The sequence below is a fragment of the Lentzea roselyniae genome, assembly GCF_039537795.1.
In the GTDB taxonomy this organism is placed as follows: Bacteria; Actinomycetota; Actinomycetes; order Mycobacteriales; family Pseudonocardiaceae; genus Lentzea; species Lentzea atacamensis.
In genome coordinates, this window is the sequence record NZ_BAABBE010000024.1 from 1 (window position 1) to 14,928 (window position 14,928).

Annotated in this window: 20 protein-coding genes; 9 read left to right on the forward strand and 11 right to left on the reverse strand. The window is 67.7% G+C overall.

The genetic code is table 11. The features are described from left to right. Positions 1–161 precede the first annotated feature (161 nt). Positions 162–980 (forward strand): esterase/lipase family protein, encoded by an 819-nt coding sequence (locus ABFX45_RS33170; RefSeq protein WP_109637465.1) that lies wholly within the window; start codon positions 162–164, stop codon positions 978–980. Between the two features lie 3 nt (positions 981–983). Here ABFX45_RS33170 and ABFX45_RS33175 read toward each other — a convergent pair whose 3' ends face one another. Beyond that, positions 984–2,351: a glycoside hydrolase family 28 protein gene (locus tag ABFX45_RS33175; protein ID WP_346134286.1), complete on the reverse strand. Its 1,368-nt coding sequence runs from the start codon at positions 2,349–2,351 to the stop codon at positions 984–986. Positions 2,352–2,417: 66 nt separating this feature from the next. Continuing rightward, positions 2,418–2,552 (reverse strand): hypothetical protein, encoded by a 135-nt coding sequence (locus ABFX45_RS33180; protein WP_346134288.1) that lies wholly within the window; start codon positions 2,550–2,552, stop codon positions 2,418–2,420. Here ABFX45_RS33180 and ABFX45_RS33185 point away from each other — a divergent pair. Genes ABFX45_RS33185 through ABFX45_RS33195 form a run of 3 tightly spaced genes read left to right on the forward strand, consistent with a single transcriptional unit; the run spans position 2,520 to position 4,583 of the window. Next, positions 2,520–3,017, forward strand: a complete 498-nt coding sequence (locus tag ABFX45_RS33185; RefSeq protein ID WP_346134290.1) for an alpha/beta hydrolase fold domain-containing protein — start codon at positions 2,520–2,522, stop codon at positions 3,015–3,017. The two genes, ABFX45_RS33180 and ABFX45_RS33185, sit on opposite strands and share 33 nt — an antisense overlap. Then, the gene (locus ABFX45_RS33190) at positions 3,014–4,003 is read left to right on the forward strand and encodes a serine hydrolase domain-containing protein (protein ID WP_109637472.1); all 990 of its coding nucleotides are present in this window, start codon (positions 3,014–3,016) and stop codon (positions 4,001–4,003) included. Before ABFX45_RS33185 ends, ABFX45_RS33190 begins: the two co-directional genes overlap by 4 nt. Further along, positions 3,990–4,583 (forward strand): pentapeptide repeat-containing protein, encoded by a 594-nt coding sequence (locus ABFX45_RS33195; protein WP_109637475.1) that lies wholly within the window; start codon positions 3,990–3,992, stop codon positions 4,581–4,583. The genes ABFX45_RS33190 and ABFX45_RS33195 overlap by 14 nt, the downstream gene beginning before the upstream one ends. On the opposite strand, the gene ABFX45_RS33200 is transcribed toward ABFX45_RS33195, so the two are convergent. Further along, on the reverse strand, positions 4,584–5,552 hold the full coding sequence (locus ABFX45_RS33200) for a DUF2332 family protein (protein WP_170154979.1): 969 nt from the start codon (positions 5,550–5,552) through the stop codon (positions 4,584–4,586). A 102-nt stretch (positions 5,553–5,654) separates the two neighbouring features. On the opposite strand from ABFX45_RS33200, the gene ABFX45_RS33205 reads away from it, so the two are divergent. Continuing rightward, positions 5,655–6,413 carry an enoyl-CoA hydratase/isomerase family protein gene (locus ABFX45_RS33205; RefSeq protein WP_109637479.1) on the forward strand — a complete coding sequence of 253 codons (759 nt, stop codon included), beginning with the start codon at positions 5,655–5,657 and terminating at the stop codon, positions 6,411–6,413. A gap of 47 nt (positions 6,414–6,460) precedes the next feature. Then, complete coding sequence (locus ABFX45_RS33210; protein WP_346134294.1) at positions 6,461–7,765, forward strand: pentapeptide repeat-containing protein; 1,305 nt, start codon at positions 6,461–6,463, stop codon at positions 7,763–7,765. On the opposite strand, the gene ABFX45_RS33215 is transcribed toward ABFX45_RS33210, so the two are convergent. From ABFX45_RS33215 to trxA, 8 genes are all read right to left on the reverse strand, one after another. Further along, the gene (locus ABFX45_RS33215; RefSeq protein WP_109637486.1) at positions 7,762–8,361 is read right to left on the reverse strand and encodes an MBL fold metallo-hydrolase; all 600 of its coding nucleotides are present in this window, start codon (positions 8,359–8,361) and stop codon (positions 7,762–7,764) included. The two genes, ABFX45_RS33210 and ABFX45_RS33215, sit on opposite strands and share 4 nt — an antisense overlap. Then, positions 8,361–9,449: an S-(hydroxymethyl)mycothiol dehydrogenase gene (locus ABFX45_RS33220; RefSeq protein ID WP_346134296.1), complete on the reverse strand. Its 1,089-nt coding sequence runs from the start codon at positions 9,447–9,449 to the stop codon at positions 8,361–8,363. Before ABFX45_RS33220 ends, ABFX45_RS33215 begins: the two co-directional genes overlap by 1 nt. Before the next feature lie 15 nt (positions 9,450–9,464). Continuing rightward, a complete protein-coding gene (locus ABFX45_RS33225; RefSeq protein ID WP_109637490.1) occupies positions 9,465–9,983 on the reverse strand; it encodes a VOC family protein in 519 nt (172 codons plus the stop codon). Between the two features lie 37 nt (positions 9,984–10,020). After that, complete coding sequence (locus ABFX45_RS33230) at positions 10,021–10,881, reverse strand: chorismate transformation FkbO/Hyg5 family protein (protein WP_346134298.1); 861 nt, start codon at positions 10,879–10,881, stop codon at positions 10,021–10,023. 105 nt (positions 10,882–10,986) lie between these two features. Then, positions 10,987–11,256, reverse strand: a complete 270-nt coding sequence (locus ABFX45_RS33235) for a DUF4235 domain-containing protein (protein WP_112227932.1) — start codon at positions 11,254–11,256, stop codon at positions 10,987–10,989. Further along, positions 11,253–11,540, reverse strand: coding sequence for a DUF3618 domain-containing protein (locus ABFX45_RS33240; RefSeq protein ID WP_109637497.1), 288 nt, complete (start codon positions 11,538–11,540; stop codon positions 11,253–11,255). The genes ABFX45_RS33235 and ABFX45_RS33240 overlap by 4 nt, the downstream gene beginning before the upstream one ends. Then, positions 11,537–11,926, reverse strand: coding sequence for a phage holin family protein (locus tag ABFX45_RS33245; protein ID WP_346134300.1), 390 nt, complete (start codon positions 11,924–11,926; stop codon positions 11,537–11,539). Before ABFX45_RS33245 ends, ABFX45_RS33240 begins: the two co-directional genes overlap by 4 nt. A 33-nt stretch (positions 11,927–11,959) precedes the next feature. Beyond that, on the reverse strand, positions 11,960–12,325 hold the full coding sequence (trxA, locus tag ABFX45_RS33250; protein WP_109637499.1) for a thioredoxin: 366 nt from the start codon (positions 12,323–12,325) through the stop codon (positions 11,960–11,962). 134 nt (positions 12,326–12,459) lie between these two features. On the opposite strand from trxA, the gene ABFX45_RS33255 reads away from it, so the two are divergent. From ABFX45_RS33255 to ABFX45_RS33265, 3 genes are read left to right on the forward strand one after another with little or no spacing between them, the layout of a single operon-like run. Next, positions 12,460–13,362: an ABC transporter substrate-binding protein gene (locus ABFX45_RS33255; protein ID WP_346134302.1), complete on the forward strand. Its 903-nt coding sequence runs from the start codon at positions 12,460–12,462 to the stop codon at positions 13,360–13,362. Then, positions 13,352–14,182 carry an amino acid ABC transporter permease gene (locus tag ABFX45_RS33260; protein WP_346134304.1) on the forward strand — a complete coding sequence of 277 codons (831 nt, stop codon included), beginning with the start codon at positions 13,352–13,354 and terminating at the stop codon, positions 14,180–14,182. The genes ABFX45_RS33255 and ABFX45_RS33260 overlap by 11 nt, the downstream gene beginning before the upstream one ends. After that, entirely contained in the window at positions 14,169–14,927 is a 759-nt protein-coding gene (locus ABFX45_RS33265; protein WP_428834264.1) for an amino acid ABC transporter ATP-binding protein, read from the forward strand. Before ABFX45_RS33260 ends, ABFX45_RS33265 begins: the two co-directional genes overlap by 14 nt. Position 14,928: the final 1 nt, after the last annotated feature.

A 14,928-nucleotide genomic window follows, 5' to 3' on the forward strand; every position in this document is an offset into this window, starting at 1 on the left:
AGGGACTACGGTGAGCATGGGCGTGCCTTCCCGACCGACGCGCCAACGTCGGCCTTGCTTGAGGATCAGCAGATCATCGGGAAGGTACGCCCCTTCCCAACTCATCCACAGATTTCAAGCATTGCTCCGGCTCGGGGTTGTCGACGTGTGGGGAGGCTCCTATGTCTGCCGTACCTTCGGACGAAGTCTTCGAAGTTCCTGCTGCCTCTCCGCTCCACCTCGTCAGAGGATCCGCGCCCGGCCTGTTCTGGTACCTCACCGAGCCCACCCGCTGCGCCCTCGACGTGGGCGAGTTCGTCGCCACGCGGTCGATGCTCAAAGGAGCGCCCGCCGGTGACGGCCATCCCGTGCTGGTGTTCCCCGGTCTCGGGGCCGCCGACTCGTCGACGGTGATGCTGCGCCGATTCCTGTCCGGTTTGGGCTATCGGGTGGTTCCGTGGGGCCTGGGGCGCAACATCGGCCCGACCCGGCGCGCGGTCGACGGAATGCACGCCCTGGTGAAGAAGGCGTCCTCCGAGCACGGCGGCCCGGTCTCCATCGTGGGCTGGTCGCTCGGCGGGATCTTCGCGCGCGAGATGGCACGCGACCACCCGCACCGGGTGCGTCAGGTGATCACGCTCGGCTCGCCGTACAACATGTCGGATCCCGTGCAGTCACGGGCGATGCCCGCCTTCGCGTTGTTCTCGCGCCTGCACATCCCGCGCGAGGAGTTCCCGCCGCTGGAGTCGACCAGGCCGCCGATCCCGGTGCCCGCCACGTCGATCTACTCCAAGACGGACGGGATCGTGTCGTGGGAGTCGTGCATCGAGGAGCCGGGGCCGCGGCGGGAGAACGTCCAGGTGTCGTCCTCGCACCTGGGATATGGCTTCAACTCGAGCGTTCTGTGGGTCGTGGCCGACCGGCTGGCGCAGGCGGAGGGCACGTGGGCGCCCTTCGCCGCGCCGCCGGGGATGGCCCGCCTGTACCCGCGGGCCGCCTGAGGCCTACTTCGTCATCGGCTTGCCGTTCGCCGTGACGTTGGTGAACTTCAGGCCGTCCACGTTCTTGACGGTGTTGGTGGTGGAGCCGACACCGTTGAACTTGCTGTCCCGGACCTCCAGGCCCTTCACGTGCTCCTGCGGCAGCCCGGACACGTCGAGGACCTTCGACGCCTTGGTGCAGCTGGAGTTCGAGATGACGAACGGCCCGAACTTGGGAACGTTGTTGCCCGTCTGCGAGTTGTAGGTCGTCGTCACGTAGACGAACGCGCGCGCGAAGACGCCGGACACGCTGTCCAGGTTGATGTTCTGCGAGAAGCCGCCGCGCTTCGTGTTCGACTTGACGTACAGGGCGAACTTGGTGGCGTTGACGCAGTTCAGCTTGTAACCGTAGACGTTGCGGATGCCGCCGGTCTGCTCGGAGCCGCACGTGATGGCGCCCCAGTTGCCGTTCATGCGGCAGTTGACGACGACGATGTTCTGGCACGGGACGTTGAGCCGTCGGCCGTCCTCGTCGCGGCCCGACTTGATGGCCACGTTGTCGTCGTGGGCGCCGAGGTCGCTGTTGGAGATCACGACGTGGTCGCACGACTCCGGGTCGCACGCGTCGGTGTTGTTAGCGGCCGTTGACGGGTCGGTGTGCACGTCGTCGACCGTGACGTTCTTGCAGAGCGTGGGGTGGATCTGCCAGAACTTCGGGTTCTTCAGCGTGACGCCCTGGATCAGCACGGTGTCGCACGAGTAGGGCTCGATGAACGTCGAGCGCATGTTCTTGCCCGAGCCGGGAACCACGCGCTTCTCGGGCGGGGTTCCCTTGGCCACCAACGACTCCAGGTACGAGCGGTCGCTGCCCTTGTTCCACGAACCGGTGGCGCCCGCGTCCAGGGTGCCGCGGCCGGTGATCGCGATGTTGGTCTGCTTGTACGCGTAGACCATGGGGGAGCGGTTCATGCACTCGATGCCCTCGTAGCGCGTCAGCACGGTCGGGAACTTCGAGGCGTCACCGGAGAACTTGAGCAGCACGCCGTCCTCCAGGTGGAAGTCGACGTTGCTCAGCAGGTGGATCGCGCCTGTCACGTAGGTGCCGCGCGGCACGATCACGTGGCCGCCGCCCGCCGCGTTGCAGGCGGCGATGGCCTTGCGGAACGCTTCGGTGTTGTCGGTCTTGTTGTCACCCTTGGCGCCGTACGCGGTCGCGTCGAAGTTCTTGTCGGGGAACGACGGGAGCTTCGTGTTCCGCACGATCTCGTTGGCGGCCGGCCAGGGCAGGTCGGGCACAGCGACCGCGAGGGCGGCCGGGGTCAGGACCGGGGTGGCGATGGCGGCCACGACGGTGGACATCATGAGCAGCCGACGGGTGATCCTGCCGTCCATTCGACGTCCTCTTCCTCGAGGCGAACGGCGGCGTTGGAACAAGACTGTAAACGTTTGCGGCGCGCCTCACAACAGCCGGAAAGCCGCCAGGGCGAGCTTCACCCGTGCCAGGTCGGCGACGTCCAGGACCTTGCCGATCTGCTCCAGGCGGCGCGAGACGCTGCTGTGGTGCAGGTGCAGCAGGTCGGCGGCGCGGCGCAACGAGCCGGTGGCGCAGTAGGCGTCCAGGGTCTCCAGATCTTCGGCGGACAGCGCGGCGACGGCGGCCACGTCGGCGTTCGCGCGCAGGCTCGCGACGGGCACCTCGACGACCGGCTGACGACGTGGTCGGCCCGGCACTTCACCGAGACTCCCTGGTACAACCGCGCCAAGGCCGTCCAGGCGTGGGAGCACTACCTGGGCGGGCAGCCCGCGACGCCGTACGCGGCACCCGCGCGCGCCGAGGACCTGTCGGACCTGCCGCCCGCCTACGTCGCGACCGCCGAGTTCTGCCCGAACCGCGATGAGGACATCGCCTACGCCATCAGGCTCATGCAGTCGGACGTGCAGGTCGAGCTGCACCAGTGGCCGGGCACGTTCCACGGCTCGCAGGCGCTGCTGTCGGCGGACGTCTCGCAACGCCAGTTCGCCGAGATCGGCGACGTGCTGCGCCGGGCGTTCGCATGAGGGCCGCGCTGGAGGCGATCCACCACGCCGGAGTTCCCGGCGTCTGGGCGGAAGTGCGGGACAACGGCCACGTGTGGCGCGGCGCCGCGGGCGAGGCCACGCCGGACATGCGGCACCGGGTCGGCAGCGTCACCAAGACGTTCACCGCCGCCGCGATCATGCAACTGGTGGAACGCGGCAAGATCGGCCTGGACATGCCCGTGCACGGCGAGGCCACCGTCCGGATGCTGCTGAACATGACCAGCGGCCTGGCCGACTACCGGTTCCTCGCGTTCCCGTCGCTGCTGGAGGGATCCGCGCAAAGCCTGGAGGACAACCAGTTCCGGCACTTCTACCCGCGCGAGCTGATCGAGCTGGGCACCGGAGCACCCGCTGTCCCGCCCGGTGTGTACTCCAACACCGGCTATCTGTTGCTGGGACGGCTCATCGAGTCGGTCACCGGCATGACGGCAGAGCGGTGGATCACGCGCAACGTCATCGAACGCGCCGGGCTGCGCAACACGATGTTCCCGACGGGGACGCGGATCGAGGGCCCGCACCCTCCCATGTACGAGGCGTTGTTCGGCCTGCTCGACCCGCCGCGTGACTACAGCGTCTACGACATGTCCTGGGTCGGCGTGTCGGCGTCGCTGATCTCGACCGTGGAGGACCTCAACCTCTTCTTCGCCGCACTGCTCGACGGCAAGATCGTGTCGCCGGAGTCGTTGGGGGAGATGCAGAAGACCGGTCCGGTGGTCGCCTTCGACGGCTCGACGATCGAGTACGGGCTCGGGCTGCACCGGCACGGGGACTTCTGGGGGCACGACGGTTCCGTGTGGGGCGGGGGCACGTGGTCGTTCCACAGCGTGGACGGCAAGCGCCAGGTGTCGCTCGCCGTCAACCTCCAGCGCTGGAACAACAAGGCGATCGACGAGGCGGTAGCGGCCTTTCAGCGGAAGGCGTTGCACGACCGGACGGTGCCACAATCGACCGATGGACGCCGATGACTTCCGCCGACGGCTCGTCCCGGGTGCCGATCTCCGCGGAATCACCTTTCCCGCCTACGACGACCTGGCCGGTGTAGATCTGCACGGTGCGGACCTCCGCGGCGCGGACCTCCGTGCGGTCAGCAGGTACGGCGACTGCAACGTGGAGCTCACCAACGCCAACCTGTCCGGTGCGGACCTTCGCGGGGCATGGCTCGGAGCACCGGACTTCGAGGGTGCCAACCTCAGTGGCGCCAACCTGTCGGGGCTCGACTTCAGGCGAACGCAGTTCGGTGAGGCGAACTTCAACAGGGCGGATCTCACCGGGGCCGACCTCACCGGGGCCGATCTCAGCCAGGCCGTCCTGACGTCCGCGGACCTGCGCGGCGCGAACCTCGCGGGTGCCGCGCTGCCCGACCTCTCGGCGCTCGACGGTGCCCGCTTCGACTCGTCCACGCGGTGGCCTCGGACCATCCCCGCGGCCAACGTGAACGAAGCGGACGGCACCTACGTGATCACCGCACCACCCCCGCCCGCGAGGGAGCCTCGGCGCACCCGCCGCGGGTCTCCTGACGAGACCCGCAACTCCATGACCTGGTAGTCAGCTGTAGATGGTGACCGTCAGCCGCGGGTTGGAACGAAAGTCGATCGGCTCGTAGGCGACGCGGGCGAGAGGCATCGAGCCGGCCGCCGCCGTCAGCGTCGTCTCGATCTCGTTGCGCTCGTCCTCGGTCAGGTACGGCCAGAACGAGCTGTGCCAGATCACCGTGTACGTGCCGCGCTCCTCGGGCGGCACGAGGTTCTCCCGCAGCCACCGCCCGGCGGGCGACCGCGCGACCTTCACGCCGACCTTGGCTGCGACCTCGATGGCGTCGTCGAGGTCCCACCGCAACGAGTCGTGCTCCGGCGGGATGAACGAGTGCAGGATCATCGCGTGCTTGGGGTCGCTCGGGTCACGCGGCTGCAGATCGCAGCCCGCCCGGTCGACGATCTCCAGCTCGGGCGGCTGCGGCCCGACCGCGGCCAGTCGCACCGGCGAGTCCTTGTCGCCCCACTCCCAGCCGAGGCCGAACCAGCGGTAGCGGTCCAGGATGAGGTTCAGCCCCGCGCAGGCACCGAGTTCGAGCAGCCGGACCTTGGGCGCCCCGATCATCGTCAGCCCGCGCAGGAGGAACCCGGCGGTCTTGGGTTGGTGCTGCTGCACCGTGCGGTCCAGCGCCGCCAGGATCTCGCCCGCGTTCTCGACAATCGCCCGCCGTGCCGCGAGCCACGCCAGCAGCGCCGTGGAATCGGACTCGCCCGCCATCGCGGCGGCGTGCGCGCTGGCGAACCGCTGGCTCAGCTCCGGCGCCTTTCCCGACAGCATCAGCAACCGCACACCCGCGAGCGCCTGGATGCCGAACAACGGACTGTGCACGGCGCTGTGCGAGCAGAGCAGCTCGGCCACCGGCCCGCCGCGGTCGAGCTCACTCGCGAGTTCCGAGAGGATGCGTGCCGACACGGGCGCGCTGGTGCGCAACCGCACCGCGAACGTGCGCAGTGTGGAGGCGCCGATGCCTGCCGCGGTCACGCTTCCCCCCTTCTTCGGCAAGGGACCTTACAAGGGCGTGAACGCATTCTTCCCATCCGAGACCGGGCGTGGCGCCAGAAGACGGTGGGTATCGTGCGGCCTGTGAGCGAGTTCCTGGAGCTGTCCGCGGCCGGTCCGGTCGCCACGTTGACGATCAACCGGCCGGCCAAGCGCAACGCGATGAGCTACGAGATGTGGTCCGCGCTGCCGGGGCTGATGGCTGAGGTTTCCGCTGATGAGCGCGTCAGGGTGCTGGTCATCCGGGGCGGCTCGCACTTCTCCGCCGGTGCCGACATCGCCGAGTTCTCGACGTTGCGACGGGGTGCTGCCGGGGCTGCTCACTACGGCGAGGCGGTGCACAACGGGGAACGCGCCGTTGCCCAGCTGGACAAGCCGACGATTGCCGCGATTTCCGGATTCTGCGTCGGCGGTGGGTGTGAGATCGCCCTCGCTTGCGACATTCGGGTGGCGTCTTTGGATGCGCAGTTCGGCATCACGCCCGCAAAACTCGGCATCGTTTACAACTTCACGTCCACCAAGGCGCTCGTCGACGCGGTCGGGCCGGCGTGGGCGAAGCAGATCCTGTTCTCGGCCGATTTGATGGACGCTTCGACGGCGCTGCGGATCGGGTTGGTGAACGAGGTCGTGGAGTCTTTGGACGCTCGGGTGAAGGAACTCTCCGAACAGATCGCGGGGCGTGCGCAGGTGTCCGTGCGCGGGGCCAAGAAGATCATCAACTCGATCACCGATGGTGGGCACGAGGACGACTTCGTGCGGGCGCTGTACGCGGAGGCCGCCTCCAGTGCGGACTACGAGGAGGGCGTGTCGGCGTTCCTGGAGAAGCGGCCGCCGAGGTTCTGATGGCTTCCCCTGTGCCACAGCCGACTTCGCGTGAGCCGCTGCAACCGATGCCGCGCAAGGTGATCGCTCTCGTGGCGACCGGAATCGCTCTCGTCACCATCGTGCTGGTGGTCGTGCTGTGGTGGTGGGGTACGGCCGGTCTCTCCGGCAAGGAGCTCGTCACCGCTCGGCTGGACGCGTTGCGCACCGGGTTGAGCATCGGGATCGGTGGTGGCGGGGTCTTCGCGTTGTACCTGGCGTGGCGGCGGCAGCACGCCACCGAGGTCGGGCTGGTGCAGAAGGAGCTCGACCAGGCCGATGTGGCACGGGCGTACGAGCTGCAGCGTGAAGTGGCCGAGCACAACCGCCTGCATGCGGAACGAGTCGCCGCGGCCACGGAGAAGGACGCCGCCGACCGGCGGGTCACGGAGCTGTACACCAAGGCGAGCGAGCAGCTCGGCTCGGACAAGGCGCCGGTCCGGTTCGCCGGTATCTACGCGCTGGAGCGGTTGGCGCAGGACAACCCCGAACATCGTCAGACCATCGTCAACCTGCTGTGCGCCTACCTGCGGATGCCCTACCCACCGCCCGGCGACGAGAACGACGCCGACCACCGCGAGCGGGTTCAGGAGTTGGAGGTCCGCCGCACCGCCCAGCACGTTCTCTCGTCCCACCTGCGCCCTGCGGCCGGTGTGACGTTCTGGGGCGAGGCGCAGGAAGTGAACCTCAACGGGGCCACCCTGGTCGACGTCGACTTCAGCGGCTGTCACTTCGGCGAAGCCGACTTCGGCGAAGCCGTGTTCGTCGGTACCGCGAACTTTGTGGGAGCCGCGTTCACCCGGCTCGCTTCGTTCAACCGCGTCGTGTTCGAGGGCTTCGCGCAATTCGTGGACGTCAAGTTCGACGCGGTTTTCTTCGTGAACGCCACCTTTCACGGGACCAACTTCATGAACGCCGCGTTCCGCCTCGCGCAGTTCGACGGCGCCAGGTTCCGCGCGGCTGTGCGTGCCGAAGTCGCCGAGGTCCACCATCCTCGCCATGGAGGAAGCGACCGCCCAGGCGACTACTTCAACACCGCCCACTTCCGGGAGCTGGGGAACTTCCGGCGGGCGTCCTTCGACGCCGGCGTCGACTTCAGCGATGTCACCGGCAGCGGACTGGAGTTCGGCGGGGCTTGCTTCGGGGGAGTCACGAAGTTCAACCGCACGACCATCCTGGCCGAATGCCTGGTGGATGACGGCGCTGGTCAGTTCATCCACGCCCAGGTCTCAACCGGCGATGTCGCCACCCGCTCGACCTGGCCCGAGAACTGGGTTGTCGGCGAGGACGGTGTGATCACAGAGCGGCCGGTTGAGACCTCGGCGAGCGACTAGAACACCTCGGCGGCGATCGTCGTGTCCGGCCCGTGGCCCGTGTGCACCACGGTGTCGCCGGGCAACGTCAACAGCTTCTCCCGGATGGACTTCTCGATCGTCGGCCGGTCCGAGAACGACCGCCCGGTGGCCCCGGGCCCGCCCTGGAACAACGTGTCCCCGGTGAACACCGCCCCCAGCGAGGGCACGTAGAAGCACACCGCACCAGGCGAATGCCCGGGCGTGTGCAGCACGTGGATCTCCTCGCCCGCAACGGTCAGAACCTGCCCGTCCTCCAAGGCCTGGTGCGGGATCACGCCGGTGTGCGTCAGCGACCACACGATGTGGTCGTCCTGGTGCAGGGCGAGAGGCGCGCCCGTGGCGTGGGCGAGGTCCGGGGCGACGCGGACATGGTCGTCGTGGGCGTGGGTCAAGAGAATCGCCACGACGCGACGGCCATCAACAACCTTCAAGATGGCATCGACGTCGTGCGGCGCGTCGATGACGACGCACTCCGACGAGTCCCCGATGACCCACACGTTGTTGTCGACGTCGAAAGTCTCGCCGTCCAGCGAGAAGGTGCCGGACGTGACGGCGTGGTCAACACGAAGCGCCATCAGAAGACCACGACCGATCGCAGCACCTCGCCGTGGTGCATCTTCTCGAAGGCGCCCTCGACGCCGTCCAGCGAGATCTCCTCGGTGACGAACGCGTCCAGGTCGAAGCGGCCCTGCTGGTACAGGTCGACGAGCATCGGGAAGTCGCGTGAGGGCAGGCAGTCGCCGTACCAGGAGGACTTCAGCGAGCCGCCGCGCGAGAAGAAGTCGATCAGCGGCATCTCGAGCTTCATGTCCGGCGTCGGAACGCCGACCAGGACCACGGTTCCGGCGAGGTCGCGGGCGTAGAAGGCCTGCTTCCAGGTTTCGGGGCGGCCCACGGCGTCGATCACCACGTCGGCGCCGAAGCCGTCGGTCAGGTGCTGGATCTCGGTGACCACGTCGTCGACGTCGCGGACGTTGATGGTGTGGGTGGCACCGAAGCCCTTGGCCCACTCCAGCTTTCGCGGGTCGGTGTCGACGGCGATGATCTTCGCGGCGCCGGCGATGCGGGCGCCCGCGATGGCGCCGTCACCGACGCCGCCGCAGCCGATCACGGCCACCGAGTCGCCGCGGGTCACTCCGCCGGTGTTCATGGCGGCGCCCACGCCGGCCATGACGCCGCAGCCCAGCAGGCCCACGGCTGCGGCTCGTGCGGAGGGGTCGACCTTTGTGCACTGTCCTGAGTGGACCAAGGTCTTTTCGGCGAACGCGCCGATGCCCAGTGCCGGCGAGAGCTTGGTGCCGTCGGTCAGCGTCATGGGCTGGGAGGCGTTGAACGTCGAGAAGCAGTACCAGGGCTTGCCGCGCTTGCAGGCGCGGCAGGTGCCGCAGACGGCGCGCCAGTTCAGCACGACGAAGTCGCCGGGCGCGAGGTCGGTGACGCCGGAGCCGACGGACTCCACCACGCCCGCGGCCTCGTGGCCCAGCAGGAACGGGAAGTCGTCGTTGATGCCGCCCTCGCGGTAGTGCAGGTCGGTGTGGCAGACGCCGCACGCCTGCACGCGAACCACGGCCTCGCCCGGACCGGGATCGGGCACCAGCACCGTGGTCAGCTCTACCGGCCGACCTTTTCCTCTGGCGACAACACCTCTGACCTCTTGCGCCACGCTGCGACTCCGTTCCTACCTGATCAAAGTCGTGCCTTCGAACTCGCCGAGCTCTTCCCGGTAGAACTCAATCCCTACACCGTTGGGGTCGCGGATGTACAGGCTGTCCTCGACGCCCCGGTCGGGGCCCAGGTACTCGATGCCCGCGTCGTCCAGTTTGGCCTTGATCTCGTCGAACCGCTCGGGGGACGTGGACAGCGCCAGGTGCTGCACGGCGCCGATCGTCTCCATGAACTCCGGGTGGTCGTGACCGGGGAAGTCGAAGAACCCCAGCAGGTTCTTGCTGCCGAGGTCGAAGAAGAAGTGGCTGGAGCCGCGGTAGTCGCGGTTCTCCACGAGCTCCACCAGCGGGAAGCCGAGGAACTCCTGGTAGAACTTGATGGTCTCCTCGACGTCCTTGCAGATCAACGCGATGTGGTGGACGCCGCGGGTGGGTGAGCCGCCGCGCTCGTCGAGCGGCTTCACGTACTTGTCGCGCAGCTCGTCGCGCTTGGACCTGATCGCGTCGAGCTCGGCACCCTCTGGCTGTGGCATGCGAGTGAGAATAGTTTAGTTTTCAAACTCTCGCAGGCTAACCAGCGACGCCCTCGAACTCCAGAACGCGCTCTTCCTGAAGCAGTGTGGCCTGCAGATATGCCAGGCTCGTCTCACGATCCAGACGAGTGTCGCACTCGAACCGCGCCAGGGAAAGATCACCCGGTTGCCGCGCGTAGACCTTCAGCGACGTGATGTCGTGCAGGCCGAAACCGTCCTCGATTCCCCACTGCCCGAGGTTCACCGCGCTCATCAGTTGTTCGGCGTCGTCGAGCGACGGTGCGGTGAAGAAAAGCCTGCCGTGCGCGTAGACGCCACGCGCGCCGCTCGGTGCGATGATCGTGATCGGGGTGCCCGCGCGGCAGGCCAGGAAGTGGAACGCGATGCCGCCGCCGCGTGAGCCGATCACCGTCGCCGCGGGCAGGCCGCTCCACGTCACGGGTCGTTTCGCGAACGCTTCGGCCTGGCCGAGCAGGAACTCGCGGTAGCTCTGCGGGTTGAGGTCCTGCAGGTAGTTCCACATCCGGAAGATGTGGTGGTAGCCGAGCTTGCCGGCGAGCTCCAGCGCGGCGCGGAACGCGAGCCGCCCGGCGTAGGTGTACTCGTCGCACGGGGGAATTCGTCCCGCGCAGAACAGGTATTCGCCGTCGTGGGCGTAGGTGATCGCCTTGTGCTCACCGGATTCGACGCCCCGCGAGCTGGTCCAGACCTCGGCGAAGCCGCTCCGCTCGTCGGCCAGGTGCACGGTCAGTTCCGGGTGACCGGCCCGCAGCACCGGGTTGAACGACGTGCCGGCGAACCGCACGACGCCCAGCCGGGAGCGGGCCGCGTCGTCCGGAACCGCGGTCAGCGGCTCGAACCTCGAGGAAAGCGCACGAGCCCGCAGCTGACGAGTCATCACTGGCCCTTTCGCAGGCAACCGGGCCAGATTAAGTCGCCAAACGATTGGTGTGTACCGCTGTGTCTCGTTTGGATGTTCGGCGGAACCGGTTACGGGTGCCGATCAATCCTCTTCGTCGCCGGGCCATTTGCCCGTCAGCTTCTGATATCCCTTGGCTCCGCCGCGGTCGATCGCGGCCTTGACCAGGCCGAAGATGGCTCCCTGCAACGCCGCGGCCAGCAGGACCTCGCGCCAGGTGCGGTTCCTCATCGTCGCGCTCGGCGCTTCCTTGTCGCCTGCCACGACTTTCCACACCTGTCCGAAGATGGCGGTCGCGACGAAGCCTCCCAGCGCGCCGAACAGCATTCCCAGTGGGCGGTAGAGCAACTTCATCCATTCCTCCTGGAAATTTTCCAGATGACGAGGACAAGTGCGATGAGCACTGCCGCGATGGCCGCCGGATGCCGGCGCGCCTTCTCGACCTGCTCCGCCACCGGCTCCGGCAGCGACTCGATCGCCTCGCTGGTGGCCCTGGTCATCCTGACCTTGGTGTCGCGCGCCTGCTCCTTCACCCTGCCGGGCACGTCGGCCTTGTGCGCCAACGCTTCCACGGTCTCACCGAGCTCGCGGCGGGTGCGCTCGACGTCGCGCTGCAGCTCTTCCCTGGGATCGCTCATCGGTGCGCACGCTCCTTGATCGTCGCGATGTCCTCCTGGACGTTGTCCATCGCCTGCCTCGGCACCGGCGGGGTGGCGCGCCGGACCTGTGAGCGGCCCATCAGCGCCACGACACCCGCGATCGCGAAGAGGACGGCCGCGACGATCAGTGCGGACGCCCACGCGGGTAGTACGAGGTTCAGGGCGAGGATGATGCCCGCGACGACGCTGAGCCCGCCCCACCACGCGAACACGCCGGCCGCGCCGAACATCCCGGCGCCGACACCGGCGTGCTTGCCCTTGTCCTTCAGCTCGGCGACCGCGAGACGGATCTCATCGCGGGCGAGCCTGCTCACCTGCTCGGACAGCTGGTTGACCAGCTGTGCGGTCGACGTGTCGGTGTTCATGCACGTCAGGTACCCACAGCTGATCTGGGTCAATCAGCCCTGCTGGGCTTCCTTCACCTTGGCGTGGACCTCTTCCATGTCCACGTCACGCGCCTGCTGGATCAGGCTGTCCAGCGCGTTGCCGGGCAGCGCACCCGGCTGTGCGAACAGCACGACACCCTCGCGGACGATCATCAGCGTCGGGATGCTGCGGATGCCGAACGTGGCCGCCAGCTCCTGCTGCGCCTCCGTGTCGACCTTGCCGAACACGAGATCCTCGTGCTTCTCCGACGCGGCCTCGTACGTGGGCGCGAACGCGCGGCACGGGCCGCACCACTCGGCCCAGAAGTCGACCAGGACGATGCCGGATCCGCCGACCACCTCGTCGAAGTTCTCCGTGGTCAGCTCGACCGTCGCCATGTGGTCCTCCTCGTTTTTCTGGGGGTACCCACTCCAACGGAGCAGACGTCAACGGAATTCCCTGGATGCGCGCGGCCACTCACGACTTCAACTTTTTGTGGACGTGTTCAACTCAACGTTGTACGGTCCCCGCCATGATGCCGCGCCTGCTCGTGACCTCGCTGCTCGTACTGGGGCTCGCCGCCTGCGGGTCCACGTCTGACCCCGCGCAGACGTCCACGCCGCCCTCGTCGGATCTGTCGTCGGTCAAGAAGGACGACAAGCTCGCCGCGCTGGTGCCGCCCGAGATCGCGTCGGCCGGCAAGCTGCGGGTCGGGTCGAACATCCAGAACCCGCCCAACAACTTCTACGACCAGGACGGCAAGACGCCGATGGGCTCGGAGGTCGACCTGATCAAGGCGATCGCCGCGAAGCTCGGGCTCAAGGCCGAGCACAGCGACATGGCGTTCAGCTCGCTGATCACGAGCCTGGAGACCAAGCGCGTCGACGTGACCATGGCGGCGATGAACGACACCGCCGAACGCCAGCAGAAGATCGACTTCGTCGACTACTTCACCTCCGGCATCACGATCATGGTGCAGAAGGGCAACCCGCAGGGCGTCAAGGGACCGGACGACCTGTGCGGCAAGGGCGTGGCGGTGAACCTCGGCAGCTCGCAGGAGCAGTTCGCCAAGGAGCAGAGCCAGAAGTGCCAGGCCCAGGGCAAGCCCGAGGTGCAGCTGAGCGTCACCGACAGCGACACCGGCAACCAGAACCAGCTGCGCACCGGCAGGGTCGCGGCGATCCTCAACGACCTGCCGACCGCCGTGTACGTCGCGAAGACCGCCGGTGACGGCAGCTACTTCGAGGTCGTCCAGCTCCCGCCGATCAACGGCGGCCCGTACGGCATCGGCGTCAACAAGGAGAACGCCAAGCTGTCCGAGGCGATCAAGGGCGCCCTGCAGTCGCTCATCGACGACGGCACCTACGACAGGATCCTCACCACCTGGGACATCAAGCAGGGTGCGATCGCGAAGGCCGCCATCAATGGCAAGTGATCTCGCCCAGAACGACCTCCGGGAAGAACTGGTCGTCGTGCCGCTGCGCCACCCCTGGCGGTGGTTCAGCGGCGCGCTGATCGTGCTGGTCATCGCGGGTCTCGGCTGGGCGATGGCCGAGGCGCAGATCCAGTGGGAGGACGTGCCGGGGTTCTTCACGCACCCCGTGATGCTCGAAGGCCTGCTCAACACCATCGTGCTCGCCGTCTGCGCGCAGGGCGGCGCGATCGTGCTGGGCGTGGTGATCGCGCTGATGCGGCTGTCGGCGAACCCCGTCGCGCGGTGGTTCGCCGTCGGCTACATCTGGCTCTTCCGCGGGCTGCCGGTGCTGCTGCAGATCCTGATCTGGTTCAACCTCGCGCTGGTGTTCCAGAACATCAGCATCCCGATGCTGTTCTCGGTGCCCACCAACGTGGTCATGACCGCGTTCGTCGCGGCACTGCTCGGCCTGGGGCTGAACGAGAGCGCCTACATGGCCGAGATCGTCCGCGCGGGCCTGAGCAGCGTCGACTCCGGCCAGACCGAGGCGGCCAAGTCGATCGGCATGACACCCATGACGACGCTCAGAAGGGTCGTGCTGCCGCAGGCGATGCGCGTGATCATCCCGCCGACCGGCAACAACTTCATCAACATGATCAAGGGCACCTCGATGGCGTCCGTGATCGCCTTCCTGGAGCTCATCCACGCCGCGAACAACATCTCGTCGCGCAACCTGGAGATCATGGAAACCCTGTTCGCCGCCGCGGCCTGGTACCTCGTGATGGTGTCCGTCGCGTCGATCGGGCAGCACTACCTGGAGCGTGCTTATGGCCCTCGTTGAGGCGATCGGGGTGCGCAAGTCCTTCGGCCACACCGAGGTGCTGCGCGGGATCGACCTGGAGGTCGAGCGCGGCGAGGTCGTCTGCCTGCTCGGGCCGTCCGGTGCGGGCAAGTCGACGTTCCTGCGCTGCGTGAACCACCTGGAGACCATCGACGCCGGCCGGATCTGGGTCGACGGCGTGCCGGTCGGGTTCCGCGCGGCCGGAGGCAAGCTCCACGAGCTGCGCGAGCACGAGGTCGCCCGGCAGCGGCGCGACGTCGGCATGGTGTTCCAGCGCTTCAACCTGTTCCCGCACCGCACCGCGCTGGAGAACGTCATGGAGGGCCCGGTCCAGGTGCTGCGGCGCGACCGCTCCGAGGTGCGGGCGGAGGCGTTGGCGCTGCTGGAACGGGTGGGCCTCGCGGAGAAGGCGGGCGCGTACCCGGGCCAGCTGTCCGGCGGCCAGCAGCAACGTGTCGCGATCGCGCGCGCTCTGGCGATGAAGCCCAAGCTGATGCTGTTCGACGAGCCCACGTCCGCGCTGGACCCGGAGCTGGTCGGCGAGGTGCTCGACGTCATGACCTCGCTGGCCCGCGACGGCATGACGATGATCGTGGTCACTCACGAGATCGGCTTCGCCCGCTCGGTCGCCGACCGCGTGGTGTTCCTCGTCGACGGCGCCGTGGTGGAGAGCGGCACACCGGCCGACGTGCTGGACAATCCACAGCAGCCGCGCACGCAACAGTTCCTCGCAAAGGTGTTCTGAG